Genomic DNA, 25,564 nt, shown 5'->3' with positions numbered 1-25,564 from the left:
GGATGTTTTATCTTGCATTTATCTTGTACGCTATAAAATATAGTCGAAAGGATAATAGAGGATAGTTGATGAGCCCCTCCCGCCCAATCCTGCGTCGCGATCAATTGGCCAAGGCCTTGGCCCAGGACCTCGCCGGCGAGTCGCTGGTCGATTACAGCTCGGGGATGTTCCTGGCGGCGCCCCGACGTACCGGTAAAAGCACATTTCTGAACAACGACTTCGTGCCGGAATGTCTCCAGCGTAGCTGGTTACCTGTCTATGTTGACCTGTGGTCTGATCGCGACGCGGACCCTGCCGAGCTGATCAGTGGAGCCATCGGTACGGCCTTGGGCAGCTATGAGAGCGCGCTGGCCAAGGCCGCAAAAAAAGCTGGTGTCGATAAGATCAATCTGCTGCGCACCCTTAGTTGGGACTTCACGAGGCCCCAGCTACCGGCGGGAACAACCTTGGCCCAGGCGCTGGCGGTGCTGCATCAGGTGTCGGGGCAGATGGTGGTGCTGATCATCGATGAGGCCCAGCATGCCCTCAACAGCGAAGAGGGATTGAATGCGATGTTTGCTCTCAAGGCCGCACGAGACCATCTGAACCGTGGCGACCGTCCGGATGGCCTGCGGCTGGTTTTCACCGGCTCCAGTCGCGACAAGCTGGCTAACCTGGTGCTCAAGAGCAGGCAGCCGTTCTTTGGTGCCAGCATCACACCTTTCCCGCTGCTAGGGCGCGACTATGTCGAGTTCGTGACGCAGCTGTGGAACCGACGCCTGGCGCAGGATAACCAGTTCAAGGTTGAAGACCTGGAGTATGCCTTCGAGCTCGTAGGTCGGCGCCCGGAGATGCTCGGCAAGTTACTGGCGGAGGTCAGCGTCGGCCTAGGCGAGGCTGGCAACCTGGGTGAGCTTCTGCGCACAGGGGCACTTAACCATCAGGCTGGCGTCTGGAGCGATTATGAAAGTGCCTGGAACGACCTTTCGCCGTTGCAGCAGGCAGTACTGGAAGTCATGGCGGAGCGTACGTTGGCAAAACAACCGTTTTCGCCCTTCACCGAACAGACCTTCACAGACGTCAACCGCAAACTCGAACTGGCCCAGGCGCAAGCCAGCGCGGGCGCCCCGAATGTACAGAAAGCCCTGGACGCACTGCGCGACAAGGAACTGGTGTGGAAAGCCAACCGCGGCGAGTACGCGTTGGAGGATGTTTCGATGGCCGAGTGGTTGACGCGGGCAGGGCGATAGGCGCCCTCGCGGTGGTCCCTTCCCGACAAATTCCGTAACATCGCGATCCTTCGTTTTTGTTCCGTCCCCACGGACTGCGCCACAGGTATTTCATGAAACCCGCCCGACTTCGCGCCGACCTGCTCGCCGGCCTGACCACTTCGTTCGCCCTGGTGCCTGAGTGCATCGCCTTCGCCCTGGTAGCCCACCTCAACCCGCTGATGGGGCTGTACGGTGCGTTCATCATCTGTACCCTGACCGCGCTTTTCGGTGGTCGACCGGGCATGATCTCCGGTGCTGCCGGCTCGATGGCGGTGGTGATCGTCGCCCTGGTGGTGCAGCACGGCGCGCAGTACCTGCTGGCCACGGTGCTGCTGGGGGGGGTGGTGATGATCCTGTTTGGCCTGCTGCGCCTGGGCAAACTGGTGCGCCTGGTGCCTTACCCGGTGATGCTCGGCTTCGTCAACGGCCTGGCGATCGTCATCGCGCTGGCACAACTGGAACACTTCAAGCAGGGCGAGCACTGGCTCAGCGGCGCGCCGCTGTACTTGATGATCGGCCTGGTGGCATTGACCATGCTGGTGGTTTACGTGTTGCCGAAGCTGACCCGCGCCGTGCCGCCGGCGCTGGTGGCAATTCTCGGTGTCGGCCTGCTGGTGTATCTGCTTAATCTGCCGACCCGTACCCTCGGCGACATGGCGCACATCGCCGGTGGTCTGCCGACGCTGGCCTTGCCCGACGTGCCGTGGAATCTGGATACCCTGAAAATCATCGCCCCCTATGCGCTGTTGATGGCCATGGTCGGGCTGCTAGAAACCCTGCTGACCCTCAATCTCACCGATGAAATCACCGAAAGCCGCGGCTACCCAGACCGCGAGTGCGTGGCCCTGGGCGCGGCCAACATGGTCTCGGGCCTGTGCGGCGGCATGGGCGGTTGCGCGATGATCGGCCAGACCGTGATCAACCTGAGCTCCAATGGTCGGGGCCGACTTACTGGCGTGGTGGCGGGGGTGATGATCCTGCTGTTCGTGTTGTTCCTGTCGCCTCTGATCGAGCGTATTCCGCTGGCCGCGCTGGTCGGCGTGATGTTCGTGGTTGCCCAGCAGACGTTCGCCTGGGCGTCCTTGCGGGTGCTGCACAAGGTGCCGGTGAGCGATGTGTTGGCGATCATCGCCGTAACGGTGGTCACGGTGTTTACCGACCTGGCGACGGCGGTGCTGTTCGGTATCGTCATCGCGGCGGTGAACTTTGCCTGGCAGCATGCGCGGGAGCTGTATGCCGACAGCCATGAAGACGGGGAGGGTGTGAAGCATTACCAGGTGCATGGCACGCTGTTCTTCGCCTCGGTCACGCCGTTTCTAAACCAGTTCGACCCAGCCAATGACCCGGCCAAGGTTACGCTGGATTGCCAGCATGTGAGCTTTGTCGATTATTCGGCGATTGCGGCGCTGACGACTTTGCGGGAGCGGTATGCCAAGGCGGGCAAGCATTTGCGCGTGGTGCATTTGTCGGAGCGGTGCAAGAAATTGCTGAAGCGGGCGGGGGAGCAACACTGAAATGGGGTGCTGAATGTGCCGGCCTCTTCGCGGCTGAAGCCGCTCCCACAGGGGGTATGGGATCCCTGTGGGAGCGGCTTTAGCTGCGAAGAGGCCGGAACAGGCGCAACATTCACTCCCCGCGATTCTTCTTCACAATGCCATCGGCAATACTCGCCGGCGCCTCGGCATAGCGGGTGAACTCCATGGTGTAGCTGGCCCGCCCCTGGGTCATCGAGCGCATCGAGGTGGCATAGCCGAACATCTCACCCAGCGGCACTTCAGCGCGGATCACCTTGCCGGCGGGAGTCTCGTCGCCATCCTGAATCATCCCGCGGCGCCGGCTCAGGTCGCCCATGATGTCGCCCTGATACTCCTCGGGGGTAACCACCTCGACCTTCATCACCGGTTCCAGCAATACCGCGCCGCCTTTCTGCGACAGCTGCTTGGTGGCCATGGAGGCAGCGATCTTGTAGGCCATTTCGTTGGAGTCGACGTCGTGGTAAGAACCGTCGAACACTGCCGCCTTGAGGTTGATCAATGGGTAGCCGGCGAGCACGCCATTCTTCATCTGTTCCTCGATGCCCTTCTGGATCGCCGGGATGTACTCGCGCGGCACCACGCCGCCGACGATCTCGTTGATGAACTCCAGGCCTTCCTTGCCTTCATCGCCCGGCGCAAAGCGGATCCAGCAGTGGCCGTACTGGCCGCGCCCGCCGGACTGGCGAACGAAGCGGCCCTCGATTTCGCAGGTGTTGCGGATCTTTTCGCGGTAGGCCACCTGCGGCTTGCCGATATTGGCTTCGACGTTGAACTCGCGACGCATGCGGTCGACGATGATGTCCAGGTGCAGCTCGCCCATGCCGGAAATAATGGTTTGGGCGGTCTCCTCGTCGGTGCGCACGCGGAATGACGGGTCTTCCTGGGCCAGCTTGCTCAGGGCGATGCCCATTTTCTCCTGGTCGGCCTTGGTCTTCGGCTCCACGGCCACGGAAATCACCGGGTCGGGGAAGTCCATGCGCTCGAGGATGATCGGTTTGTCGATGTCGCAGAGGGTATCGCCGGTGGTCACGTCCTTCATGCCGATCAGCGCGGCGATGTCGCCGGCGCACACGTCCTTGATCTCGGCGCGCTGGTTGGCGTGCATCTGCACCATGCGGCCGATGCGTTCCTTCTTGCCCTTGACCGAGTTGAGCACGGCGTTACCGGAGCTGAGCACGCCGGAATAGACCCGGGCAAAGGTCAGGGTGCCGACAAACGGGTCGGTGGCGATCTTGAAGGCCAGGGCCGAGAACGGTTCCTTGTCGTCGGCGTGGCGCTCCAGATCCTTTTGTTCATCATCTGGGTCGGTGCCTTTGATCGCCGGGATTTCCGATGGCGCGGGCAGGTAGTCGATGACCGCATCGAGCATCAGCGGCACACCCTTGTTCTTGAACGATGAACCGAGGATGGTCGGCACGATTTCGTTGGCGATAGTGCGCTGGCGCAGCGCTGCCTTGATCTCGTCGATGCTCAGTTCCTCACCGTCGAGAAACTTCATCGTCAATTCATCATTGGCCTCGGCGGCGGCCTCGATCATGTGCGCGCGCCATTCGTCGGCCAGCGCCTGGAGTTCGGCGGGGATCTCTTCTTCGCGGTAGCTGGTGCCGTTGTCGGCATCGTTCCAGTAGATAGCTTTCATCTTCACCAGGTCGATCTGGCCGATGAAATTCTCTTCGCTGCCGATGGCCAGCTGGATCGGCACCGGGTGGTGCCCCAGGCGCTTGTCGATCTGCTTGACCACGCGCAGGAAGTCGGCGCCCTGACGGTCCATCTTGTTGATGTAGGCAAGGCGCGGCACATGGTACTTGTTGGCCTGGCGCCACACCGTCTCGGACTGCGGCTCGACGCCGTCGGCGCCGCTGAATACCACCACCGCGCCATCGAGCACGCGCAACGAGCGCTCCACCTCGATGGTGAAGTCGACGTGGCCCGGGGTGTCGATGATGTTGAAGCGGTACTTGTCGGCGAACTGCTTGGTCGAGCCTTGCCAGAAGGCCGTGGTCGCCGCCGAGGTGATGGTGATGCCGCGTTCTTGCTCCTGGGCCATCCAATCCATGGTCGCGGCACCGTCGTGCACTTCGCCCATCTTGTGATTGACCCCGGTGTAGAACAGGATGCGCTCGGTGGTCGTGGTCTTGCCAGCGTCTACGTGGGCAACGATACCGATATTGCGGTACAGCTCGATGGGCGTTGTGCGGGCCATGACGGACTACCTGCGGCTGTGCGGATTCTCCCACGGTAGCAGAGCGGGAGAATCCTGCTTTACCGCCGGGCCGTCAGTCGGCCTGGGCTTGCAGCAACCATTGGCCATCGACTTCGCGGGCCAGGCCGCTGGCCGGCAGCAGGGCCAGCAGGCGCTCGTGCAGGGCGGCATCGGTGAAAGTCTTGAGGGTGGTCAGGTCCAGCGCACCGATCAGGTTGAGGTCGGCCTTGGTGTACGACAGCCAGGCTTTTTTCAGCACCTGGGCCACATCGCTGCCGGCCGTGCTGGCAAAGCGGCGGTGCCATTGGCGGCCTTCGAAAGTGAAACTATGCGCGTGGCTGTAGGTACTTTCGTCGCCGCCTTCGGTGCAGCGGTGGCAGCGGCATGGGCCTTCGCCGAAGGCATTGCGCAGGTAGCTGTTGAAGTCCACGACGGGCTTGAGGGTCAGGCGTTTGTCGACCTCGAACAGGTCGGCGATCAGGGGTTCTTCGGCGCTCACTCGGTGTCCTCGTGTGGTGTGGCGTGCATCGGCGGGCACCCTAACAGATCGGGGCGGGGGAGGCCATGTGGATTCGGTCAGGCCGATAGAGACATCCGCGCCTTGCTCCCGTACTCTTACGCGCCCGCAAGCCCGCATTTTATCCCGAGGAAACTCCGCTTGAGCACCAAGTACCCGTACACCGCTACTGTGACCGTCAGCGCCGAAGACCGTGGCGGCGATATCGAAGCCTCGGAAAACCCCAACATGCGCGTCGGCCTCGAAGCGGTGACCGAAACCCTGAAGAAGGTGCATTTCGTCGGGACGCTCGCGGCGCCAGAAAAAAACGCCACACACATCTGCGTGACCCTGGAGAACGGCCTGACCTACTACGGCCCGATCGTCAACGGCCACGCCGAACTCGAAGGCGGCTGGATTGCTTTCGAGTCCGACATGCTCACCCCTGAAGAACTGGGCCTCTAAACTTCAGCTAAGCTCCGCCAGGCACTGCTCGAGGATATCCAACCCTTCATCGAGCAGCTCGGCTTCGATGGTCAGCGGTGCCAGCAGGCGAATGATGTGTCGCGCCTTGCCGCTGGGCATCAGCAACAAGCCTTTGGCCCGCGCCGCGTCCATCACCTTGGCCAGTTGCGCCGGTGCCGGGCTGCCGTCGGCATTGACGAACTCGATGCCACGCATCGCTCCCACACCGGTCAAGCGCCCGATGAATGGGTACTGGCTTTGCCAGCGTTGAACGCGGCTGACGATTGCCTGCTCCTGGCGTTCGCCCCAGGTCGCAAGGTTCTCATCGGTCATCTGCGCCAGGCTCGCCAGCGCCGCCGCACAGGCGATTGGGTTGCCGGAATAAGTACCCCCCAGGCCGCCCTTGGGCAGTGCTGCCATCAATTCTTTCCGTCCGACCACGGCGCCCAGCGGCATGCCGCCTGCGATGCTTTTCGCCAACAGCAGCAAGTCCGGCTCGACACCCAGGCGTGGGAAGGCGAAGCGCTGACCGGTGCGGCCGAAGCCGGACTGAATCTCGTCGATGATGATCAGCATCCCGTGCTCGTCGCAGAAGCGGCGCAGCGCCTTGGCGAAAGCCGGGTCGAGGGCGAGGAAGCCGCCTTCGCCCTGTACCGGCTCGAAGATGAACGCCGCTACGTCTTCCACCGCCAACTCGACGCTGAACAGGCGTTCCATGGCTTTCAGTGCCTGCTCGCAGCTGACTCCGGTGTCGTTGCTGGGGTAGGGCAAGTGGTGCACCGGCCCCGGCAGCTCTCCGACCCGTTGCTTGTACGGGGCGACTTTACCGTTGAGATTCAGGGTTGCCAGCGTACGGCCATGAAAGCCGCCATCGAAGGCGATGATGGCGCGTTTACCGGTGGCGGCCCTAACTACCTTCAGGGCGTTCTCCGCTGCTTCCGCACCGCTGTTGGTGAGCATGCCGGCCAGCGGGTAGCTGACCGGGACGAATGCGCTCAGGCGCTCCATCAACTCCAGGTACGGGCCGTGCGGCGCGGCGTTGAAGGCGTAGTGGGTCAGGCGCGTGGCTTGGGTTTGAATGGCCTCGACCACGGCGGGGTTGCAGTGGCCCAGGTTGAGGACACCGATACCCCCCACGAAGTCGATGTAACGTTTGCCCTCGGTATCCCAGACCTCAGCATTACGGCCGTGGGAAAGTGTGATCGGGTGAACGATGGCAATGGATTGGCTGACACTTTCCAGATTCATGGGCATGTGGACCTTGTTCGATGTTCCTACTATCGAAGCTCGCCTCTGTGTTATTCCGCAAACGAATTATCCGATTGCTGTAATTCCATAAATTCGCGATCTCCAGGCGGCTGATCACAGTGATGTGTTAACCATGGTGCTAGCGCCCCGCTGAATTCTGCAACTTCATTCCGTATCGGAATCATGTACTTCGAAAAGGTCGTTTGTTGACCTCGCTTTACAGATCAATACTGACCCGGATCAATAAGCCCAGCCGGTACTGCGAAGAGGAGGCAAGTGCGCCGCCGCCAATGTCACAACAAGAAAAAAGAGCAACACGAACTACAAGAATTCTGCTCCGACTTTTCAGCCGCCCGTGCGGCGGCCGACCCATTCGAGGGTTCTCCATGGCTTCGCTAGAAAACAACAAACAGCGTTCCCTGCAGCACGGCCTGACTTCCCGTCAGGTGTCCATGATCTCCATCGCCGGCATCATCGGCGCCGGGCTGTTCATCGGTTCCTCCAACGCCATCGCAACGGCTGGCCCGGCCATTCTGATTTCCTACGCCATGACCGGCCTGTTGGTGCTGCTGGTGATGCGCATGCTCGGCGAGATGGCCATCGCCAACCCCAACAGCGGCTCGTTCTCCACCTACGCCTCCGAAGCCATAGGCCCTTGGGCAGGCTTTACCATCGGCTGGCTGTACTGGTGGTTCTGGGTGCTGATCATCCCGGTCGAGGCCATCGCCGGGGCGGACATCCTGCACACCTATTTCCCCGACGTGCCGTCCTGGCTGTTCGCCTTCTTGATCATGCTCGTGCTGTCGGGTACCAACCTGATCAGCGTGAAGAATTTCGGTGCGTTCGAGTACTGGTTCGCGCTGGTCAAAGTGATTGCGATCATCGCCTTCATCGTGGTCTGCAGCCTGGCGGTATTCGGCTTCTGGCCGCTCGCCGAGGTGTCTGGGGTGAGCCGGCTGTGGGACAACGGCGGGTTCATGCCAAATGGTTTCGGCACGGTGCTGGGGGGCGTGCTGATCACCATCTTCTCATTCTTCGGCGCCGAGATCGTCACCATCGCGGCCGACGAAACCGCCAACCCGAAAGACAAGATCCGCCGAGCCACCAACCTGGTGGTCTACCGCATCGCGATCTTCTACCTGGCCTCGATCTTCCTGGTGGTGTCGCTGGTGGCCTGGAACGATCCGGCCTTGAAAGCGGTGGGTTCGTTCCAGCGCGTGCTGGAAGTGCTCAACGTGCCCGGCGCCAAGCTGCTGGTCGATCTGGTGGTACTGGTGGCCGTCACCAGTTGCATGAACTCCGGCCTGTATACCGCCTCGCGGATGCTGTATTCCCTGGGTGCCCGTGGTCAGGCGCTGAGCATGACCAAGCGCATTTCCGGTGCGGGCGTGCCAACCGTGGCGGTCATTCTTTCGACCCTGGCAGGCTTCGCCGGCTGCTTGGTCAACTATGTGTTCCCGGGCAAAGTGTTCGGCTTCCTGCTGTCCACGACCGGCGCCATCGCCTTGCTGGTGTACCTGGTGATCGCTGTGTCGCAACTGCGCATGCGTGCACGTGCAGACCGCGAAGGGCGGCCGCTGGAGCTGAAAATGTGGCTGTTCCCATGGCTGACCTGGCTGGTGATCGGCACCATCGTGATGGTCTTGGGATATATGCTATTCAGCGACGCCTACCGCTACGAGACGCTGATGACTGCCGGTGTGACCCTGTTCATCCTGTTGGTTGCGCTGACCCAGCGGCGCGGTAGAGTGGTTGCGCAGGCTGCGTGATCCTCGGGGCGCTTTGCGCCCCATTCCAACCAGCACAGGAAGCGTATGAACGAACAAGCTCTCTCTCTGCAGGCCCTGGCCGCCGCCGACGGCATCTGCTATGGCTGCGGTTGCGCCCACCCTAGCGGCCTGCATGTGCAAAGCCATTGGGATATCGACGGTATTCACCTGCTGTGCCGGCATTTGCCCGACAGCACCTTTACCGGCTGGCCCGGCCTGGTCTACGGCGGCCTGCTGGCGATGCTGGTCGATTGTCATTCCAATTGGACTGCCATGGCCTACCACTACCGGGCCGAAGGCCGCGAGGCGGGGAGTTTGCCGCGCATCGATTGCGTGACTGGCAGCCTCGGGCTCACTTACCTGAAACCCACCCCGATGGGCGTGGAACTGCTGCTCAGGGCCCGTGTGGAGGGCGAGGTCGGACGCAAGACGCGGGTGGTCTGCGAGGTGTGGGCCGGCGATGTACTGACCGTCAGCGCCGACTCGGTCTTCGTCCGAGTGGACACTGAAAAGCTCAAGCTCAAGGCGCACGGTCAGGCCTAGGTACAGGCTGTTAAGCGATGGTTCCGGCAATGCCTCGCAGGTGCTCCACCTAGCATTTCTGCCAGTAGACGCGTGTTGGCACCCGGCCTAATTTGGGCGGGCGCCAACAGGCGCTGAGCCGTCAGGAATGGAGCCTATGCCAACGCGGTTGTTGAATAAGCTGACTGGGTGCTTAGGAAAAGTCCTATTTGGCCGTCAGCCCAGTGGCAATAGTCTTACGTCGTTTCCAGATCAGGCTGTCTGATTTCTAACTGCCTGTGGTCACCGACGTCGGTAGCCACGATTTCGCGAGCGCATCAAAGGAGCCTATTCCATGCGTTTCAACTGCAAGACATTGCCGCTTGCCGGCCTGCTCGTAATCATGAGCGGCTGCGCCAGCGTGACCGTTCCCAATGAGCAGATCGAGCTGGCCCGCAGCGCTGTCAACCGCGCCGTCTCGGCCGATGCGACCCAGTACGCTCCTGTGGAGATGCGTGCTGCCCAGGACAAAGTAGGCGCCATGGATCGTGCGCTGGGCGAGAAAAAATTCGAACAGGTTCGCACGCTGGCCGAAGAGGCGCGAGCCGATGCCCGCGTGGCCGAGCGCAAGGCCCAGGCGGTCAAGGCCAAAGAGCAGTTGGAGGTCGCCCGCAAGGGGATCGAAGTGCTCAAGCAGGAGATCCTTGATGCTCCTGGCAGCCCGATTACCCCATACACTCGTTGAAGGAAGTGACCATGTCCAAAGTCTATCTGCTGCCCGCTGTGTCACTCCTTGGCCTGATGCTGACCGGCTGTGGCACCACGCCGGAAAACCCGAAGTTGCTTGAAGCCCGCGAAGCCTATTCGATCTTGCAGAGCAAGCCCGAGTCAAGCCGCCTCGCCGCGCTGGAAACCCAGGAGGCCTACTCTGCCCTGGGCAAGGCCGAAGCGGCCTCGCTCAAGGACCGCAAGTCTTCCGAGGTCGAGCGCCTGGCCTATCTGGCCGGTCGCCAGATCGAGTTTGCCGAGCAAACCATCGACTTGCGCACGACCGATGCCGCCCAGAAACGTATCGAGGTGGAACGCACCCAGGCCCGTTTGGATGCGCGAACTGCACAGCTCAAGGCGCTCCAGACCAAGCCAAGTGCGCGCGGCGAGGTGGTGACCTTCGGTGATGTGCTGTTCCAGACCGGCAAGGCCGAACTGAACGGCCGCAGCCATCGGAACATCCAGGAGCTGGCTGCCTACCTGCAGGCCAACCCTGAGCGCAAGGTGTTGGTGGAAGGCTTCACCGACTCCACCGGTAGCGATGCCTTGAACCAGCGGCTGTCCGAGCACCGGGCTGATTCGGTGGCCAGCGCGCTGCGCCGTCAGGGCGTGAGTGCAGAACGTATAAAGCGCGCCGGTTACGGCAAGGAATACCCGGTGGCGAGCAACAACACGGCGCAGTCACGTCAGCTCAACCGCCGCGTTGAGGTGGTGATTTCCAGGGGAGCCGAGGCCGTCCAGCCGCGCTTCTGAGTCGACCCCAGGGCGCAGCCGGTGGCTGCGCCCTCAGGCACGCTGCGATGGCCAAATCGCAGCGCTGTCCCTAAAGTGAAGGTTTTCACGCTTCCAGGGACCGAGCATGACCGATCTGAGCGCATTCCCCATCACCCGCAAATGGCCGGCACAACACCCCGAGCGCCTGCAGCTGTACTCGCTACCCACGCCCAATGGCGTCAAGGTATCAATCATGCTGGAAGAGATCGGCCTGGCGTACGAACCGCACAAGGTCAGTTTCGACAGTGACGACCAGCTTAGCCCTGAATTCATTTCACTGAGCGCCAACAACAAGATCCCCGCAATTCTCGACCCCGGTGGCCCAGGTGGCAAACCACTGCCGCTGTTCGAGTCGGGCGCAATCTTGCAGTATCTGGCGGAAAAGAGTGGGCAACTGCTCAGCCAGGATCCGGCAACCCGTTACCAGACCCTCCAGTGGCTGATGTTCCAGATGGGCGGCATTGGCCCGATGTTCGGCCAGGTTGGCTTCTTTCACTTTTTTGCGGGCAAGGAATACGAAGACAAACGCCCGCGGGATCGTTACGTCAAGGAGTCGAAGCGCCTGCTGGGTGTGCTGGACCGGCATCTGCGGGGGCGGCAGTGGATGGTGGATGAGTACAGCATCGCCGACATCGCCATATTCCCCTGGGTACGCAACCTGGTGGAGCGTTACAACGCGCGCGAACTGGTGGGGTTCGATGAATTCAAGGAAGTGCAGCGCGTACTGGGCTGCTTCCTTGAGCGGCCTGCCGTTCAGCGAGGCCTGAAAATTCCTGAATAAGGCCAGCATCGAACCTGTGGGAACGGCTTTAGCCGTGAAGCAAACGACGCGGTGGTTGGCACCGGCTTTGCCGGTGTTCGCGGCTGAAGCCGCTCCCACGGGTTCAATCTGCAGGCTAGAAAACCTGGTTTAGAACCCAGTACAGGGTGCCCGCCAGCAGCATCGCCGCTGGCAAGGTCAGCACCCACGCCATCAGCAGGTTGATCAGCGTGCGCTTCTGGATCCCCGAACCGCTGGCGACCATGGTCCCGGCCACGCCCGAACTCAGCACATGGGTGGTCGACACCGGTAGCCCGAACATGTCCGCTGCACCGATGGTGCACATAGCGACCACTTCCGCCGACGCGCCCTGGGCGTAGCTCAGGTGAGTCTTGCCAATCTTCTCACCCACCGTCACCACGATGCGCCGCCAGCCGACCATGGTCCCCAGGCCAAGGGCAATCGCAACGGCCACCTTCACCCAAAGCGGAATGTAGCGCGTGGCGTCATCCAATTGCGTCTTGAACAGCTGCACATGGCTGTGGGTATCGGGGTCGAAGGCCACCAGCTGGTGCTTTTCGATCAAGCGGATCGCTTCGCTGGTCAGGTACATGTCATTGCGTACGTTGGCCATGGCTTCGGCCGGTATGCGCTTGAGCGAGCCATAGCTTTTGACCTCTTCACCAATCATGCCGGTGAGTGCGGCAAGGGCCGGCACCAGTTGCGGATCGGCTTTGGGCTGAGTGATAAACAGCGTCAGTACCTGGCGCGGGTCAGCAGGTAGTGGTTGCGAATCACTGCGCACCAGTGCCTGACGGGTCACCTCGGCGACGGCGGAAAACTGCAGCGCCTGCTCGCTGGGCATGGTCTTGTTCAGCGCGTAGGCCATTGGCAGGGTGCCGACCAGGATCAGCATGATCAGGCCCATGCCTTTTTGCCCATCGTTGGAGCCGTGGGCGAAGGAAACGCCGGTGCAGGTCAATATCAGCACGCCGCGGATCCACCACGGTGGCGGCGTCTGGCCTTCTGGCGCCTGGTAGAGATCCTTGCGCTTGACCAGCGCGCGCAGCGCGAGCAGCAACAAAGCCGCGCAGGCAAAACCAATCAGCGGCGAAAACAGCAACGCATAGCCGACTTTGCTGGCCTGGCCCCAATCCACCCCGCTGGTGCCGTCACGCCCATGCATTAGCGCGTTCGCCACACCGACGCCGATGATCGAGCCGATCAAAGTGTGCGAGGACGAAGCCGGCAAACCCAGCCACCAGGTGCCGAGGTTCCAGATGATCGCGGCCAGCAACAGGGCGAAGACCATGGCAAAGCCGGCCGTCGAGCCCACCTGCAGGATCAGCTCCACCGGCAGCAGGGCGATGATGCCGAATGCCACCGCGCCGCTGGAAAACAACACGCCGAGGAAGTTGCACAGCCCGGACCAGACTACCGCCACTGGTGCAGGCAGCGCGTGGGTGTAGATCACCGTGGCCACGGCGTTGGCGGTATCGTGAAAGCCGTTGACGAACTCAAAGCCCAAAGCGATCAGCAGCGCCAGGCCCAACAGCAGAAACGGCGTGACCGTGGTGATCACGGTGCCGCTGGCGCTGACGTCTTGCTTGAGGCTCCAGGCGGTGTAGGCGATGCCGGCCATGAGCAGGCCGAAGAACAGGAGGAGGGTGGCACGGCCGGGTTTATGGTCTAGCTGCGGGCGGGAGTCGCGTTCGGCCAGTGGCGGCTGGCTGGCCAGTGACGGGGTTGCCATGGGGGCTCCGATGGGCGTCGGGCGAAGGTGCCGAAGGCTGTCAGCATAGAAACAAATCGTTACTTGGCCGTGACCTCGGTCAATGAATTATCTAGGCTCAAGACGAGTGGCGACGGTAGGGCAACACTATGATTCGCTGTAAGCGTGTCTATGACGCGGTCGAGACGGGCGATGGCCAACGCGTGCTGGTCGACCGCCTGTGGCCACGTAACGTACGCAAGGAGCAGTTGCACGGTCAGTGGCTGCGGGAGGCGGCGCCTTCGAATGATTTACGCAAGGCGTTTCATCAGGAAGAAGTGGATTTCGCCGGGTTCGCCCAGCGTTATCAACAGGAACTGGCGCAGCATCCCGAGCATTGGTATCCGCTCATAGATCTGGCTGCCAAGGGGGATTTGACCTTGCTGTATACCGGCAAGGATACCGAGCATAACAATGCCCGCGTGTTGGCAGAGTGGCTGGAGGACGAGCTGGAGCGGCGCGGCCCGGGAAGTTCTCCAGTGTGCTATGCCACCTGAGCGGTGCACAATGGTGACATGAAACTCACGCCTGCCGCTGATGAGCATTGCGCCTTTGCCCGTGACCTCACCCGACGGGCCATGCTGCCCTATTACCGCGAGTTTGACCTGTTGTGGATCGAAGAGGCATTCGACCAGGCTTGGGATTGGCGTGAGCAATGGCTGATCGTTGAAGACGAAGCTGTGCTGGGTTTCTGCAGCCTCAGCCAGGACCGCCAGGCGTTGTTCATCCGCGAGCTGCATCTGTTACCGGAGCATCGTGGGCGTGGCGTTGGCAGTTGGGTGCTGGAACAACTGGCCGATTGGGCAGGTCAGCGCCGATTGCCGTTGTTGCGGCTGATGGTGTTCAAGAGCAACCCGGCACGGCGGCTTTACCGGCGCAGTGGCTTTGTCGAGATGGGGGAGGATGAGTGTTTTGTGCGCATGCAACGGATCATCGGTGGACCTTTACAGGCCCTTTTACGGGTCACTGACGACTGTCGGTGATGGCTTAGTGATGGCTTAGTGATGGCTTGCGGCGAGGGGCGGTGAGGGGCATAGTGGCTGCGAAGTTTTCAAGCGCCCACAGGGTTGTGGGCAGTACCCGATGCCGGTAGGGAATAAGGAGCAGCGTCGTATGAATGGACTCGGTCAACGTCTTAGGGAAGAGCGCGAACGCTTGGGCATGACCCAGCGGGTATTTGGTGACATCGGCGGCGTCGAACCCAATGCTCAGGGTAAATACGAAAGTGGCGAGCGCACACCGCGGGTGGATTACCTGGCGGCGCTGGAAGCTCGAGGCGTGGACGCATTGTATGTGTTGAGTGGGGTTCGGACGCCCGCACCGCTGGCGAGCCTGACCCCCGATGAAACCGGTGTGCTTGGCGCTTTCCGGCGGTTGCCTGCGGCGGACCAGGCGGCCTTTTGGCATTTGTTGGGGCGCCTGGTGGGCGAGGGGGGCAAGCGTGAAACGTCGTGGCCGCAGCGCCGAGAGCGTCAGACATTTCTGACGGAAGTTTTACGCTAGGCCCACTGTGAAAAATTTTGTTAAGGTGGCGGGATCCAATCGCCCTGTTGACGAGGTGTCTGCTTGATTAGGGTCCTAGTGGTCGATGACCACGATCTGGTACGAACCGGTATTACACGCATGCTGGCCGACATTGACGGCCTGCAAGTGGTGGGTGAGGCGGATTCGGGCGAGTCGGCGCTCAAGCTGGCCCGAGAGCTCAAGCCGGATGTCGTGCTGATGGACGTGAAAATGCCCGGCATCGGCGGCCTGGAGGCCACCCGAAAACTGTTGCGCAGCTACCCCGACATCAAGGTGGTGGCGGTGACCGTATGCGAGGAAGACCCGTTCCCCACGCGATTGATGCAGGCCGGTGCGGCAGGCTATCTGACCAAGGGCGCTGGCCTGGACGAGATGGTTCAGGCCATTCGCCTGACGTTTGCCGGGCAGCGCTACATCAGCCCGCAGATCGCCCAGCAACTGGCGCTCAAATCGTTCCAGCCGCAAGGTTCGCCCTTCGATGCGCTGTCGGAGCGGGAAATCCAGATCGCTCTGATGATCGTCGGTTGTCAGAAGGTACAGATCATCTCCGACAAGTTGTGCCTGTCGCCCAAGACCGTCAATACTTACCGTTATCGGATCTTCGAAAAACTCTCGGTCACCAGCGACGTCGAACTGACCTTGCTGGCCGTTCGCCACGGTATGGTCGACGCAAGCCTGTAAAACCTCATGTCCCAAATCTTTGATGCCAGCGCGTTCCTGGCGACCTGCAGCGGTCGCCCGGGCGTCTACCGGATGTTCGACGCCGAGGCTCGGCTGCTCTATGTGGGCAAGGCCAAGAACCTCAAGAAGCGTTTGTCCAGCTATTTTCGCAAGACCGGCCTGGCGCCGAAAACCGCCGCGTTGGTGGGGCGTATCGCCCAGGTCGAAACCACCATCACTGCCAACGAAACCGAGGCGCTGCTGCTCGAGCAGAACCTGATCAAGCAGTGGCGACCGCCCTACAACATTCTGTTGCGCGACGATAAGTCCTACCCGTATGTGTTTTTGTCTGACGGCCAATTCCCACGCCTGGGGATTCACCGGGGTGCGAAAAAAGCCAAGGGCCGCTACTTCGGGCCGTATCCCAGTGCCGGGGCCATCCGTGAAAGTCTCAGCCTGCTGCAGAAAGCTTTCTCGGTACGCCAGTGCGAGGACAGTTACTACGCCAACCGCACCCGGCCCTGCCTGCAGTACCAGATCAAACGCTGCAAAGGGCCGTGCGTCGACCTGGTCGCTGCCGAGGAATATGCCGAGGACGTGCGCCACTCGGTGATGTTCCTCGAAGGCCGTAGCCAGCAGTTGGGCAATGAGCTGAACGTCGAGATGGAAAAAGCCGCCATGGCCCTGAACTTCGAGAAGGCCGCCGAGCTGCGCGACCAGATCGCCCTGTTGCGTCGGGTTCAGGACCAGCAGTACATGGAAGGCGGCTCTGGCGATGTCGATGTGGTTGCCGCTTTCGTCAACCCGGGCGGCGCTTGTGTGCATCTGATCAGCGTGCGCGGTGGGCGGGTGCTCGGCAGCAAGAATTTCTTCCCGCAAGTGGGCATCGAGGAGGAGGTGGCCGAAGTCATGTCGGCCTTCCTGTCCCAGTATTACCTGGGTAATGTCGAGCGCGAGCTGCCGGGTGAGTTGATCGTCAACGTGGTGCACGAAGACTTCAGCGCCATCAGCGAAGCGTTGCAGACCCTGCGCGGCCGCGAGCTGACCATCAGCCACCGGGTGCGTGGCACGCGTGCGCGCTGGCAGCAACTGGCAGTGACCAATGCCGAGCAGGCGCTCAACGCGCGCCTGGCCAACCGCCAGCACATGGCCGCACGCTTCGAGGCACTGGCCGAGGTGTTGGGCCTGGCCGAAGTGCCGCAACGCCTGGAGTGTTACGACATCAGCCACTCCAGCGGCGAAGCCACCGTGGCCAGCTGCGTGGTTTTCGGACCGGAAGGCCCGCTCAAATCCGACTACCGTCGTTTCAACATCGAAGGCGTGACTGCCGGTGACGACTATGCCGCCATGCACCAGGCCCTGACGCGTCGCTACGGGCGTATCAAGGACGGCGAGGGCAAGCTGCCCGACGTGCTGCTGGTGGACGGTGGCAAGGGCCAGCTGAACATGGCCCGCGAGGTGATGCAGGAGCTGGCTTTCACTGACCTGACCCTGCTCGGCGTGGCCAAGGGCGTGACCCGCAAGGCCGGTTTCGAGACCCTCTACCTCAACGACGTGGCCCACGAATTCACCCTCAAGGGCGACAACCCGGCGCTGCACCTGATCCAGCAGATACGTGACGAAGCCCACCGCTTCGCCATCACCGGCCACCGCGCCCGGCGCGGCAAGGCCCGACGCGTATCGAGCCTGGAAGACGTTGCCGGGGTCGGACCCAAGCGTCGCCGCGACCTGCTGAAACATTTCGGCGGCCTGCAGGAGCTCAACCGCGCCAGTATCGATGAGATCGCCAAAGCCCCCGGCATCAGTAAAAAGCTTGCCGAGTCGATTTATGCCAGCCTGCATAGCGAGTAGAATGCCGGGCTCAACCCGCAGCCAGTCGTACCGATGAATATTCCAAACCTGCTCACCGTTCTACGCGTCCTGCTCATTCCGATCTTCATTCTGCTGTTCTATATGCCCTATCACTGGAGCTATATGGCCGCCAGCAGTGTGTTCGCCGTTGCCGCCGCCACCGACTGGCTGGACGGCTACCTGGCGCGTCGGCTGCAGCAGAGCACGCCGTTCGGCGCCTTCCTCGACCCGGTGGCCGACAAGCTGATGGTCGCCGTGGCCCTGGTGCTGCTGGTGCAGGTGCACGCCAACTTCTGGCTGACCTTGCCGGCCGCCGTGATCATCGGGCGCGAAATCGTCGTCTCAGCACTGCGCGAGTGGATGGCCGAGCTGGGGGCGAGGGCGCACGTGGCGGTGTCCAACCTCGGCAAGTGGAAAACCGCCGCGCAGATGCTGGCGCTGGTGATCCTGCTGGCCAACCCGCCGCTGGTGAGCTTCTGGGTGATCCTGGGTTATGGTTTGCTGCTGGTGGCGGCGGCGCTGACGCTGTGGTCCATGGCGCATTACTTGCTGGCCGCCTGGCCGCACCTGCGCGAAGGTTCGGAGCAAAAATAAAACTTTTTTGAATCAAGGGGTTGACGCCGTTTTAGATATCGCTAGAATGGCACCCATCACGACGCGGGAATAGCTCAGTTGGTAGAGCACGACCTTGCCAAGGTCGGGGTCGCGAGTTCGAGTCTCGTTTCCCGCTCCAAATAAAGATCTGCAGAGTTCAATTGAGGTCTGCAAGTCGTGAGAAAAGGGCCTTAGGGCCCTTTTTTTCGTTCTCGTTTTCTATTCGGGGCCAGTCATCGCCTGGTCACTGTCATGCAGCGCCCCTCGTCGCGTCTATCCGGCTTGTCGCCTTGGCAAGTGGGCGAGCCTGTCAATACACTGCGCCAGGTCATCTAGCGTCCAAGGTTTGGATAGAAACGACGCGTTATCGGGCAGCGTCTCAAGCGCCACGATGGCATCGCCCGACGTGAGCAACACGGACACGTCAGGCCAAGTGCGCCAGATCTCCCGAGCCAGCTCCTGCCCATTCAGCTCCCCCGGCATATGGATGTCAGTGAAGACCAGCGAGACACTGACCCCTGCGCTCATCAGCGCCAACGCCTCGTCTGCATTTGCGCAGGGCAGCACCTGATCGGCGTACAGTGACGCTAGGCTCTCAGCGGTCAGTGCTCGGAGCAACTCATCGTCTTCTACTACCAGAATATGGCGGCTCATAGGGAATACTCGCGTCTCATACCGATTAGGGTCTCAGGCGTTTTTCTTGGTTGCCGCAGGGCGATGAGTGGCAATGCACACGCTTGCGCTCAACAGCGTCTATGGTTTCAGGGCCAAAAGCGAAACGTCGTCGGTAAAGTAGAGGAATCATCGCATTTCCTCCCGGCATCTCAATGGAGAGCGTATGCAACAGTTACCGCCGGATGAAACCATTCGGGCCGCCTTGAAAAAGTCTCACGCCCGGCTTCACCGGCAACATGAACTGGTTGTCGAATTTGGCGTGCTGTCACTCAAGGTCGATGATCTGGATACGCTGCTAACGCAAGCGTGTACGGTCGTCGCCGAGGGTATGAAGACTCGTTTCTCCAAGGTGCTCCAGCCGCTGCCCGACAGCGATGTCTGTGTGCTCTCACACGGTGTGGGTTGGGATAAATCGGACATCGGGCATGCCACCGTTGGCGCCGACGTTGCCAGCCCCGCTGGCTTTGCACTGGCGACTAATCGGCCTGTCCTGTCCAACCACCTGGGTTTGGAGGAACGCTTTCGCACCCCAGATCTGCTGAAAAAATACGGGATCGAGCGTGCCATCAACGTGCCGATTCGTGGCCCGCTCGGGCCATTTGGCGTTCTTGAAGCCGACAGTAGCAATGGCGATGACTTCGTAGAAAGCGATCTGGTCTTTCTGGAGGGCATTTCCAATGTCATCTCCTTGGGGATCGAGCGCATCGCAGCAGGAGTCGAGGCGCCGCACCCCGATCCCTACTCAGAAAGTTTTCTCAATGCCAGTCCCGATTGCGTGAAGGTCTTGTCGCCCAGCGGCGAGATCGAGTTCATGAATGAAAAGGGCCTTGAGCTCATGCACCTGGCCGCCTTGCATGAGGTAAAAGGACAGCGCTGGACCGAGTTCTGGCCCGAGGAGTCCAAGCCATTGGTTGTGGAGGCCTTGGGCAAGGTGACAGCCGGCGAGACGGCCAGGTTTGAAGCGTATTTCCCCACCGCAGCCGATGAACCTAAATGGTGGGATGTAACAGTCGCACCGATTCTTGGCGCAGACGGCCAACTGGAACGCGTCATGGCCGTGTCCAGGGACATCACCGAGCGCCATCAGTATGAAGCTCAGCTGCTATCGCTGATCGAAGCGCAGAATTCCAGGCAAAGCAGGAGCGACCTGTATCTGGAGGAGATCCATCATCGGGTCAAGAACAGCCTCCATCTCGTGAACACATTGTTGCTCCTGCAGGCGAACCTTTCTTTGGATACGGCGGTGAAGCTGCAGTTGGAAACTGCAGCGGGCCGCGTCGTGACCATTGCCAGCGTGCATGAGCGGCTCTACCACACCGCCGAAGACAAGAATGTGCTGGCCGCCGATTATTTGAATGCGTTGCTGGGTGACCTGGGCAAGGCCCTGGCTGACCGGAAAATTGTTCTGGAGACTGACGATTTTGTGCTTCCTCCAGAGCGAATGGCGCCACTGGGATTGGTGGTTTCCGAGCTGATTACCAATGCGTTGAAGTACGGCAAAGGTACAGTTGAAGTCCTGGTAAATCATGCCGGGGATCATGTACTGCTGACAGTGAAGGACGAGGGGGACGGCTTCCCCGACACCTACCCTAAACCCACAGGTACCGGCCTTGGGATGCGGTTGGTGAAAAGTTACTCGGGCTATGGAAGCGCAGCGGTGTCCATTGACCGTCTGGAAGGGAAAAGCTGTATCCACGTCCGCTTCAAGCTTTGAACTGTGTCGCTCGGATCATGGTCGCGTCAGGTCAATATTGCGTCGGTTTCAGTCGTGTTATACGGGTCGTTGATGGGTTAGGTTCAGGCTAGGCGCGTGCAGTAAGGCACCTGCGGATAGCCGATCCGAACCTTAAATAACAAGGAGAGCCATTCATGGCCCGTGTAATTTCACTGCACCGTTATCCCGTAAAAGGCTTTCGAGGTGAAACACTCGATCAGGTGACGCTGCGCAAGGGCGAGGGTGTGCCGGGTGATCGAGTCATCGGTATTACCAGAGGCGTGGCCGCTGCAGGCAGCGCACCTTTTCATCAATTGACCACCAATGCGGACCTTGTCCATTACTGGCCTGAAAGGTACGCCGACACGTTGGGGTTGAGGGACGCGACGTCGGGCGACTGCGTAAACCTGTTCAACGACCCGCCTCGCTTAAGGCAGGCCTTTGGCGAGCAGGCCAGGGTCATTCGTCGAGAGGACCGTTTAGGGCACTGGGACTTCGACGACTCGATGCTGTCGATCATCAATGTGGCCACGGTGGCCGCCCTCTCTGATCGGCTCGGCGTGCCGGTCGACCCGATGCGCTTTCGCGGCAACATCTACATCGAAGCCGAACCTTTCATCGAGTTCAGCTGGCTGGGGCAGGGTGTGCAGTTGGGTGACGCCTGTCTGTCGATCATCCGGCCAATCAAGCGCTGCAGCGCCACGTCGATGAACCCGCAGACCGGTGAGCGCGATATCAATACACCCGCACAGTTGAACCGGCATTTCGGCCACATCTATTGCGGCGTTTACGCCCATGTCGAAGCGGGTGGGCGAGTCCAGCCACGCGATCCGATTCGCGTCAGTGGGCAGTATTATCCGGGGCGCCTGGCCATTGCGGCGAGTGTGCCCAAGGCGCCACCGGTAGCCAACTGGCCGCGTCCGGCGCGTGTCGTCGAGGTAACAGAGGAGGCACCGGGCATCCGCTCTTTGTGGCTGCAGGACCCCTTGGCCAATCAAGGCTCGCTAGGCTCCATCAAGCCTGGGCAGCACATCGCGGTGCATGGGTTGACCGAGAGCGGTGACTGGCGCCGCTATACCGTCTCCGGACAACAGGGCGATCGGCTGCGCATTACCGTGAAGCGCGATACGGGTGTCGGCTCACGGGCGTTGCATGAGCAGGTCGTTGGACAACTCATCCAGATCACAGGGCCTTTTGGTCCGGACACGGTAGATACCAACAGCCCTGCCATTTTCATGCTCAGTGCAGGTATTGGCATTACCCCGACAATCACCAAACTGCAGGCGCTGGTGGACGCCGGTTATGACAAGCCGGTGCGCGTCATTCACACGATCAGAGGCAGGCAAGAACTGACGTTATGGGGTGAAGTGAAACACCTTGCCGCCCGACTGCCGTACTGTGTGCCCGCGCTGCATGTCACGGGCCTGGGACAGCCTGTTGACGATGCTTTGCTCGGCCGCCCTGATCTTGCCGCGCTGATACTCGAAGCCGCTCTACTTTCGGCAGACATCCATCTGTGCGGCCCCGAGACATTCCAGTCCAGCGTGCTGGCGATGGCGACTGAAGCGGGCATCGCCGCGCGCCTGCACATGGACAGTTTCGTCACGCCTGACAGCCCCGTGGAGATGCGCCCAATCCCGGACAGTGGCCCCTTCGCTGTGACCTTCAAGCGATCGGGCATCACTGCTCAATGGCAGCCGCAGGAGGGGCCGCTGCTCCAGTTCGCGGAGGCCAAAGGCCTGGTGATGGCCGCCCACTGTCGCGCCGGCCTGTGTCAGACCTGTGAATGCCGGTTGCTTGAAGGGGAGGTGCTGTCCTTGTCCGAAGCGGGCCGTGCACGGGGGGAGCATGCCTTGTTGTGCTGCATGGTGCCGGTCAGTGATGTTGTGCTGGATTGTTGAGGGGCTCTGCTGGGTATTAGTCGATAAGCCATCCCGGATCGCCTTCCAGAAGGATGCCGCCGTGGCTTGTCGTGTCTCCCTCCCTGGCCGCCGGTTGCCCCTTCGATGATCGTGCACTCTGCGCCAGTTTCGATAACCGCGCCGCAACTGATCCGGTCGCCGACACGGGCGACCGCCCTGTCATCGATGCGTGTGGCGCTGGAGCCAGTTTCTACTGTTCCTTCGCCATGGATCGGGCAGTGATGGCGATGGCCGACGAGTACGATAGGCTTCATTTTTAGCTTCCCTTTGCTTGATTGAGCAGGTCTTATACGCCCGTCCAACAATTTGCCTTGGACTGGGTGTTTCTTGTGGGTTATTCCTCTCGGCGACTGAAGAGCAAACGAACGCCTGCAAAGGTGGCTATAGCTAATGGAGGTAATGCAGACATGCCCATCTTCAATGTCATTGTCGCGATGATTAGTCCTCCACAGATTATAACGATGAGTGAGCCCATCACGTTGGCAAGGGCGGTTCCAAAGAAATGCTGCTGCTTGACCTGCTCCGACGTAGCGTCTCCGCACCAAGCGGCCATTGCAGCGCGGAACGTCTTTCGAAAGTCTTCGTGCCCCGGCGTTTTCTTGTTCCCAATGAGCGTCAAGGGCGGATTGTCATGACGTGTCAGTCGTATGCAGCCTTCTATGTATAGGCTTTGATACTGCTGAATGGAATTTCGCCGTGTCGCTTGAATGACAGGCCGTCAGGCGTCAAGTGCACGGAGTCTTTGTCGGCTGGGTAGACCCAGTGCACCAGAATTAAGGGGAGTGCACTACATGCGACTAGGAACGCAAAGGTTGCTTCCAGATGGATTTTATCTAGGGGCAGTAATGCTAATAAGCCTAGCAAGGTCGGCAAAGGTAATATCAGTGCTGCGAATGACGCGATCTGGCGCTTGCGGGTAATGATGATGACATTGGGTGCTAGGTTGGTCTTGTCAGCAGTTTTAGTGGTGGTGCGATTGTTCATGAAGTACTGTCCCGAACTCAGAGGTAATGGTTGGTGCGTGCAGTTAGTCTCGCTTTTTTTTCTTTCTATTAGGTTGAACGGGGGCTTCTTCAAAGGCTTCTGGAGGCGCAGCCGCGGCTCGGACGTTGAACAGTCGGCAGATGCTATACCATGCGATGGCGAGGGTGATGTTGTAAGGGAACAGCACTGCCCAGAACGGAAGTTGCCAGTTCTTTTTGCCCTGCATTTCACCGGGTTCGCCAGTTCGCCAAGGGGCGTAGTGGCGCCAGGCTTCTGCAGGTGTGAGGCAAATAGCGTACAGGGGGCGGTACCACCAGTTGGGCTCACGGGGTGGCGGTAGTTTGTCGGGGCCGTGCGCCATGAAGTGGCAGAGGTACTCCCATACTTCTCCGACGTGTTTGATTCCGGGCTCTGTTGGTTCGTTGCTATCGATCCAGAGGCAGCCCTTTTTGTGAAGCGAGCCGTCTGCTCGACGTGGAGCGAATGCGAGGGCGTAGCTGGTGCTGAAAGAGGCGCCTGCGAATTCAGTGCGTTTGAAGAGGCCGCCTGCTGTGTTGTGCCAGTCGAATACGATGAGTGTTCTTATACGTTGATAGTAAACTTTTTTTGTGCTGCGGTTTAGGTATATGCTCGACAGGTTTTTTATAAAAAAAATCCTATATGCCAAAAACGGAACGAATATTAAGGGGTATATTATTTGCATGGCAGTGAACGCATAAAATCCGGGGGGTGAGGAGTTTGCCCTGGAATTGATAAGGTCAGGGTAAGCGTATAGTGCAGTGCAGATGGTCATTGCTGTGTAAAGCTTGCCCATGAATACAGAGTCAGTGACCCAAGGATTGTATAAGGTAAGCAGTCGATCCGATAAAGATTGAAGTTGCCCGGATATGGCAGGGTTGTTGATGTTTTTATTGGTGCTGTCAAATAGCCAAATTACTGACATTTTTTCACCTATATAATTCGAAGCGAGCGGTTGATTTAGTTGGGTCGGAAAGGCTCTGGTTAGGCGTGTAACTGACGAAAAGGGCGGCTCCTGTCGCATGCTGCGCTTCACTTCGTATATTGATAACTAACCCCTGCTGTGAGCGGTAGCACATTAGGTTCATTGGGAGGTTCTACCGTACTGCCATCGTTGTTGATTTTGGTCACTACTACTGTCCACTCGCTTTGTCCGACGATAAATTCGCGTAAAAGTATTGTGAATTCAACGGTGGCTACAGCTTCTGGTATGTCACTGTGGGTGATCGCTGTCCAGTTAGGAGGTGACCAAGAATTGTTTTCACTCCAGGCGCTTCTAAGGTTTGCCAGCCCTATTCGTTGAGCCTCATCGGAGGTAAGCAGCCGAGGGGAGTAAAATTCACCGTGCCACGTTTCAATTTCGGATATTACATTCTCGTGGGGAGGTAACTTGCCCTCGAAATCAAGAGTTATATCGTTACGTTCCTCACCATCATTGATCCGGTTTCCGAAGACGCTTCTTGCAGCCCACAACTCAAGATGAGAGTGAACTTTTTCATGTGCCCGAGCGTGTAAGTAGATGCCGCCCATGATTATGGCTGCTCCTAATAACACTACGCCGAAGGCAGCCAAGGCGGCAAATGAGATGAGTTTAGCTGCTCCAGCAATAGCTAGACTTCCCTCTAGCGTTAGCACGGATCCGATGCCTACGGCCACTCCACCCGTGAGCGTAAAAGCGCCAGCCTCTCCACCGCCGTTTTGAATTTGGCGCTGAGACTTTTTATAGTCGGAATACATGCCTAGGAGAATTGCTGGGTAGCCCGCTAGTCTTGCAAATAAATTACTACTTAGGAACTTTATAAAGCCATTCCCAAACGCCATTCCAGGCGCCGTTGAACTCAGTCGCAACATCACCGCCTTCTGCGTAGCCCGCACCCCCACCAACGTCGCCGCCGAGGCCCCAATCACGCCAAATATCGAGGCCGCAAATCCTGCCGTGTATTCTGGCGCTTGGCTCTTTTGCAAATTGTTGTAAGCCGATTTGAGCGCAATCACGTTGAACCACAGCATCCCGGCGTTCAAACCCGTCCCGCCGCCTGAGGTGAGCAATGCTTTGGGCTTGGGCATCACCCGTGTGGTCGT

The 25,564-nt window shown here is 60.0% G+C and carries 23 protein-coding genes, 1 tRNA gene and 2 pseudogenes; 17 read left to right on the top strand and 9 right to left on the bottom strand.

Annotated elements, in window-relative coordinates; genetic code table 11:
- Positions 1-68: 68 nt before the first annotated feature.
- Both ACZ6YA_RS24065 and ACZ6YA_RS24060 read left to right on the top strand, forming a co-directional pair.
- A complete protein-coding gene (locus tag ACZ6YA_RS24065; RefSeq protein WP_465900060.1) occupies positions 69-1,229 on the top strand; it encodes an ATP-binding protein in 1,161 nt (386 codons plus the stop codon).
- 92 nt (positions 1,230-1,321) lie between these two features.
- Positions 1,322-2,764 carry a SulP family inorganic anion transporter gene (locus ACZ6YA_RS24060; protein ID WP_465900058.1) on the top strand — a complete coding sequence of 481 codons (1,443 nt, stop codon included), beginning with the start codon at positions 1,322-1,324 and terminating at the stop codon, positions 2,762-2,764.
- Positions 2,765-2,876: 112 nt separating this feature from the next.
- Here ACZ6YA_RS24060 and fusA read toward each other — a convergent pair whose 3' ends face one another.
- Positions 2,877-4,988, bottom strand: coding sequence for an elongation factor G (gene fusA, locus ACZ6YA_RS24055; protein ID WP_465900056.1), 2,112 nt, complete (start codon positions 4,986-4,988; stop codon positions 2,877-2,879).
- Between the two features lie 73 nt (positions 4,989-5,061).
- Complete coding sequence (locus ACZ6YA_RS24050) at positions 5,062-5,487, bottom strand: hypothetical protein (RefSeq protein ID WP_465900054.1); 426 nt, start codon at positions 5,485-5,487, stop codon at positions 5,062-5,064.
- Between the two features lie 159 nt (positions 5,488-5,646).
- Here ACZ6YA_RS24050 and ACZ6YA_RS24045 point away from each other — a divergent pair, with 159 nt between their 5' ends.
- Complete coding sequence (locus ACZ6YA_RS24045; protein ID WP_465900052.1) at positions 5,647-5,949, top strand: hypothetical protein; 303 nt, start codon at positions 5,647-5,649, stop codon at positions 5,947-5,949.
- A 3-nt stretch (positions 5,950-5,952) separates the two neighbouring features.
- Here the strand turns inward: ACZ6YA_RS24045 and ACZ6YA_RS24040 are convergent, their stop codons facing one another.
- A complete protein-coding gene (locus ACZ6YA_RS24040) occupies positions 5,953-7,197 on the bottom strand; it encodes a 2-aminoadipate transaminase (protein ID WP_465900050.1) in 1,245 nt (414 codons plus the stop codon).
- 386 nt (positions 7,198-7,583) lie between these two features.
- Here ACZ6YA_RS24040 and ACZ6YA_RS24035 point away from each other — a divergent pair, with 386 nt between their 5' ends.
- The 5 genes from ACZ6YA_RS24035 to ACZ6YA_RS24015 all read left to right on the top strand — a co-directional run bounded on the left by ACZ6YA_RS24035 (position 7,584) and on the right by ACZ6YA_RS24015 (position 11,790).
- Positions 7,584-8,966: an amino acid permease gene (locus ACZ6YA_RS24035; RefSeq protein WP_465900049.1), complete on the top strand. Its 1,383-nt coding sequence runs from the start codon at positions 7,584-7,586 to the stop codon at positions 8,964-8,966.
- A 45-nt stretch (positions 8,967-9,011) separates the two neighbouring features.
- The gene (locus ACZ6YA_RS24030) at positions 9,012-9,509 is read left to right on the top strand and encodes a PaaI family thioesterase (protein ID WP_465900047.1); all 498 of its coding nucleotides are present in this window, start codon (positions 9,012-9,014) and stop codon (positions 9,507-9,509) included.
- A gap of 313 nt (positions 9,510-9,822) precedes the next feature.
- Positions 9,823-10,212: a DUF4398 domain-containing protein gene (locus tag ACZ6YA_RS24025; RefSeq protein WP_465900045.1), complete on the top strand. Its 390-nt coding sequence runs from the start codon at positions 9,823-9,825 to the stop codon at positions 10,210-10,212.
- 11 nt (positions 10,213-10,223) lie between these two features.
- Entirely contained in the window at positions 10,224-10,988 is a 765-nt protein-coding gene (locus tag ACZ6YA_RS24020; RefSeq protein WP_465900043.1) for an OmpA family protein, read from the top strand.
- A gap of 106 nt (positions 10,989-11,094) precedes the next feature.
- The gene (locus ACZ6YA_RS24015) at positions 11,095-11,790 is read left to right on the top strand and encodes a glutathione S-transferase N-terminal domain-containing protein (RefSeq protein WP_465900042.1); all 696 of its coding nucleotides are present in this window, start codon (positions 11,095-11,097) and stop codon (positions 11,788-11,790) included.
- A gap of 115 nt (positions 11,791-11,905) precedes the next feature.
- Here ACZ6YA_RS24015 and ACZ6YA_RS24010 read toward each other — a convergent pair whose 3' ends face one another.
- Positions 11,906-13,522 carry an inorganic phosphate transporter gene (locus ACZ6YA_RS24010; RefSeq protein ID WP_465900040.1) on the bottom strand — a complete coding sequence of 539 codons (1,617 nt, stop codon included), beginning with the start codon at positions 13,520-13,522 and terminating at the stop codon, positions 11,906-11,908.
- A 128-nt stretch (positions 13,523-13,650) separates the two neighbouring features.
- On the opposite strand from ACZ6YA_RS24010, the gene ACZ6YA_RS24005 reads away from it, so the two are divergent.
- The 7 genes from ACZ6YA_RS24005 (at position 13,651) to ACZ6YA_RS23975 (ending at position 18,308) form a co-directional block, all read left to right on the top strand.
- Positions 13,651-14,037, top strand: a complete 387-nt coding sequence (locus tag ACZ6YA_RS24005; protein ID WP_465900038.1) for a DUF488 domain-containing protein — start codon at positions 13,651-13,653, stop codon at positions 14,035-14,037.
- Positions 14,038-14,055: 18 nt separating this feature from the next.
- Positions 14,056-14,523, top strand: a complete 468-nt coding sequence (locus ACZ6YA_RS24000) for a GNAT family N-acetyltransferase (RefSeq protein WP_465900037.1) — start codon at positions 14,056-14,058, stop codon at positions 14,521-14,523.
- A 130-nt stretch (positions 14,524-14,653) separates the two neighbouring features.
- Positions 14,654-15,043 carry a helix-turn-helix domain-containing protein gene (locus ACZ6YA_RS23995; RefSeq protein ID WP_465900035.1) on the top strand — a complete coding sequence of 130 codons (390 nt, stop codon included), beginning with the start codon at positions 14,654-14,656 and terminating at the stop codon, positions 15,041-15,043.
- Positions 15,044-15,106: 63 nt separating this feature from the next.
- A complete protein-coding gene (gene gacA, locus ACZ6YA_RS23990) occupies positions 15,107-15,745 on the top strand; it encodes a response regulator transcription factor GacA (RefSeq protein ID WP_403126667.1) in 639 nt (212 codons plus the stop codon).
- A gap of 6 nt (positions 15,746-15,751) precedes the next feature.
- Positions 15,752-17,575 carry an excinuclease ABC subunit UvrC gene (gene uvrC, locus ACZ6YA_RS23985; RefSeq protein ID WP_465900033.1) on the top strand — a complete coding sequence of 608 codons (1,824 nt, stop codon included), beginning with the start codon at positions 15,752-15,754 and terminating at the stop codon, positions 17,573-17,575.
- A 33-nt stretch (positions 17,576-17,608) separates the two neighbouring features.
- Positions 17,609-18,169, top strand: coding sequence for a CDP-diacylglycerol--glycerol-3-phosphate 3-phosphatidyltransferase (pgsA, locus tag ACZ6YA_RS23980; RefSeq protein ID WP_465900032.1), 561 nt, complete (start codon positions 17,609-17,611; stop codon positions 18,167-18,169).
- A gap of 63 nt (positions 18,170-18,232) precedes the next feature.
- Positions 18,233-18,308, top strand: a tRNA-Gly gene (locus tag ACZ6YA_RS23975).
- Positions 18,309-18,442: 134 nt separating this feature from the next.
- Here ACZ6YA_RS23975 and ACZ6YA_RS23970 read toward each other — a convergent pair.
- Positions 18,443-18,823, bottom strand: a complete 381-nt coding sequence (locus ACZ6YA_RS23970) for a response regulator (RefSeq protein ID WP_465900030.1) — start codon at positions 18,821-18,823, stop codon at positions 18,443-18,445.
- A 184-nt stretch (positions 18,824-19,007) separates the two neighbouring features.
- On the opposite strand from ACZ6YA_RS23970, the gene ACZ6YA_RS23965 reads away from it, so the two are divergent.
- Positions 19,008-20,558, top strand: a complete 1,551-nt coding sequence (locus tag ACZ6YA_RS23965) for a sensor histidine kinase (RefSeq protein ID WP_465900028.1) — start codon at positions 19,008-19,010, stop codon at positions 20,556-20,558.
- 155 nt (positions 20,559-20,713) lie between these two features.
- Positions 20,714-22,459 carry an MOSC domain-containing protein gene (locus tag ACZ6YA_RS23960; RefSeq protein ID WP_465900027.1) on the top strand — a complete coding sequence of 582 codons (1,746 nt, stop codon included), beginning with the start codon at positions 20,714-20,716 and terminating at the stop codon, positions 22,457-22,459.
- A gap of 16 nt (positions 22,460-22,475) precedes the next feature.
- Here the strand turns inward: ACZ6YA_RS23960 and ACZ6YA_RS23955 are convergent.
- From ACZ6YA_RS23955 to ACZ6YA_RS23940, 4 genes and pseudogenes are all read right to left on the bottom strand, one after another.
- Positions 22,476-22,734 (bottom strand): annotated as a pseudogene (locus ACZ6YA_RS23955) (PAAR domain-containing protein).
- A gap of 403 nt (positions 22,735-23,137) precedes the next feature.
- Positions 23,138-23,464 (bottom strand): hypothetical protein, encoded by a 327-nt coding sequence (locus ACZ6YA_RS23950; RefSeq protein ID WP_465900026.1) that lies wholly within the window; start codon positions 23,462-23,464, stop codon positions 23,138-23,140.
- 43 nt (positions 23,465-23,507) lie between these two features.
- Positions 23,508-24,407, bottom strand: coding sequence for a DUF6708 domain-containing protein (locus tag ACZ6YA_RS23945; RefSeq protein ID WP_465900025.1), 900 nt, complete (start codon positions 24,405-24,407; stop codon positions 23,508-23,510).
- 107 nt (positions 24,408-24,514) lie between these two features.
- Positions 24,515-25,564, bottom strand: a pseudogene (locus tag ACZ6YA_RS23940) (T6SS effector BTH_I2691 family protein); the annotation flags it as partial.

This window comes from Pseudomonas sp. NPDC090752, assembly GCF_055584805.1.
The sequence above is the reverse complement of the archived record's forward strand: the minus strand, read 5'-3'. Positions and strand labels throughout refer to the sequence as shown.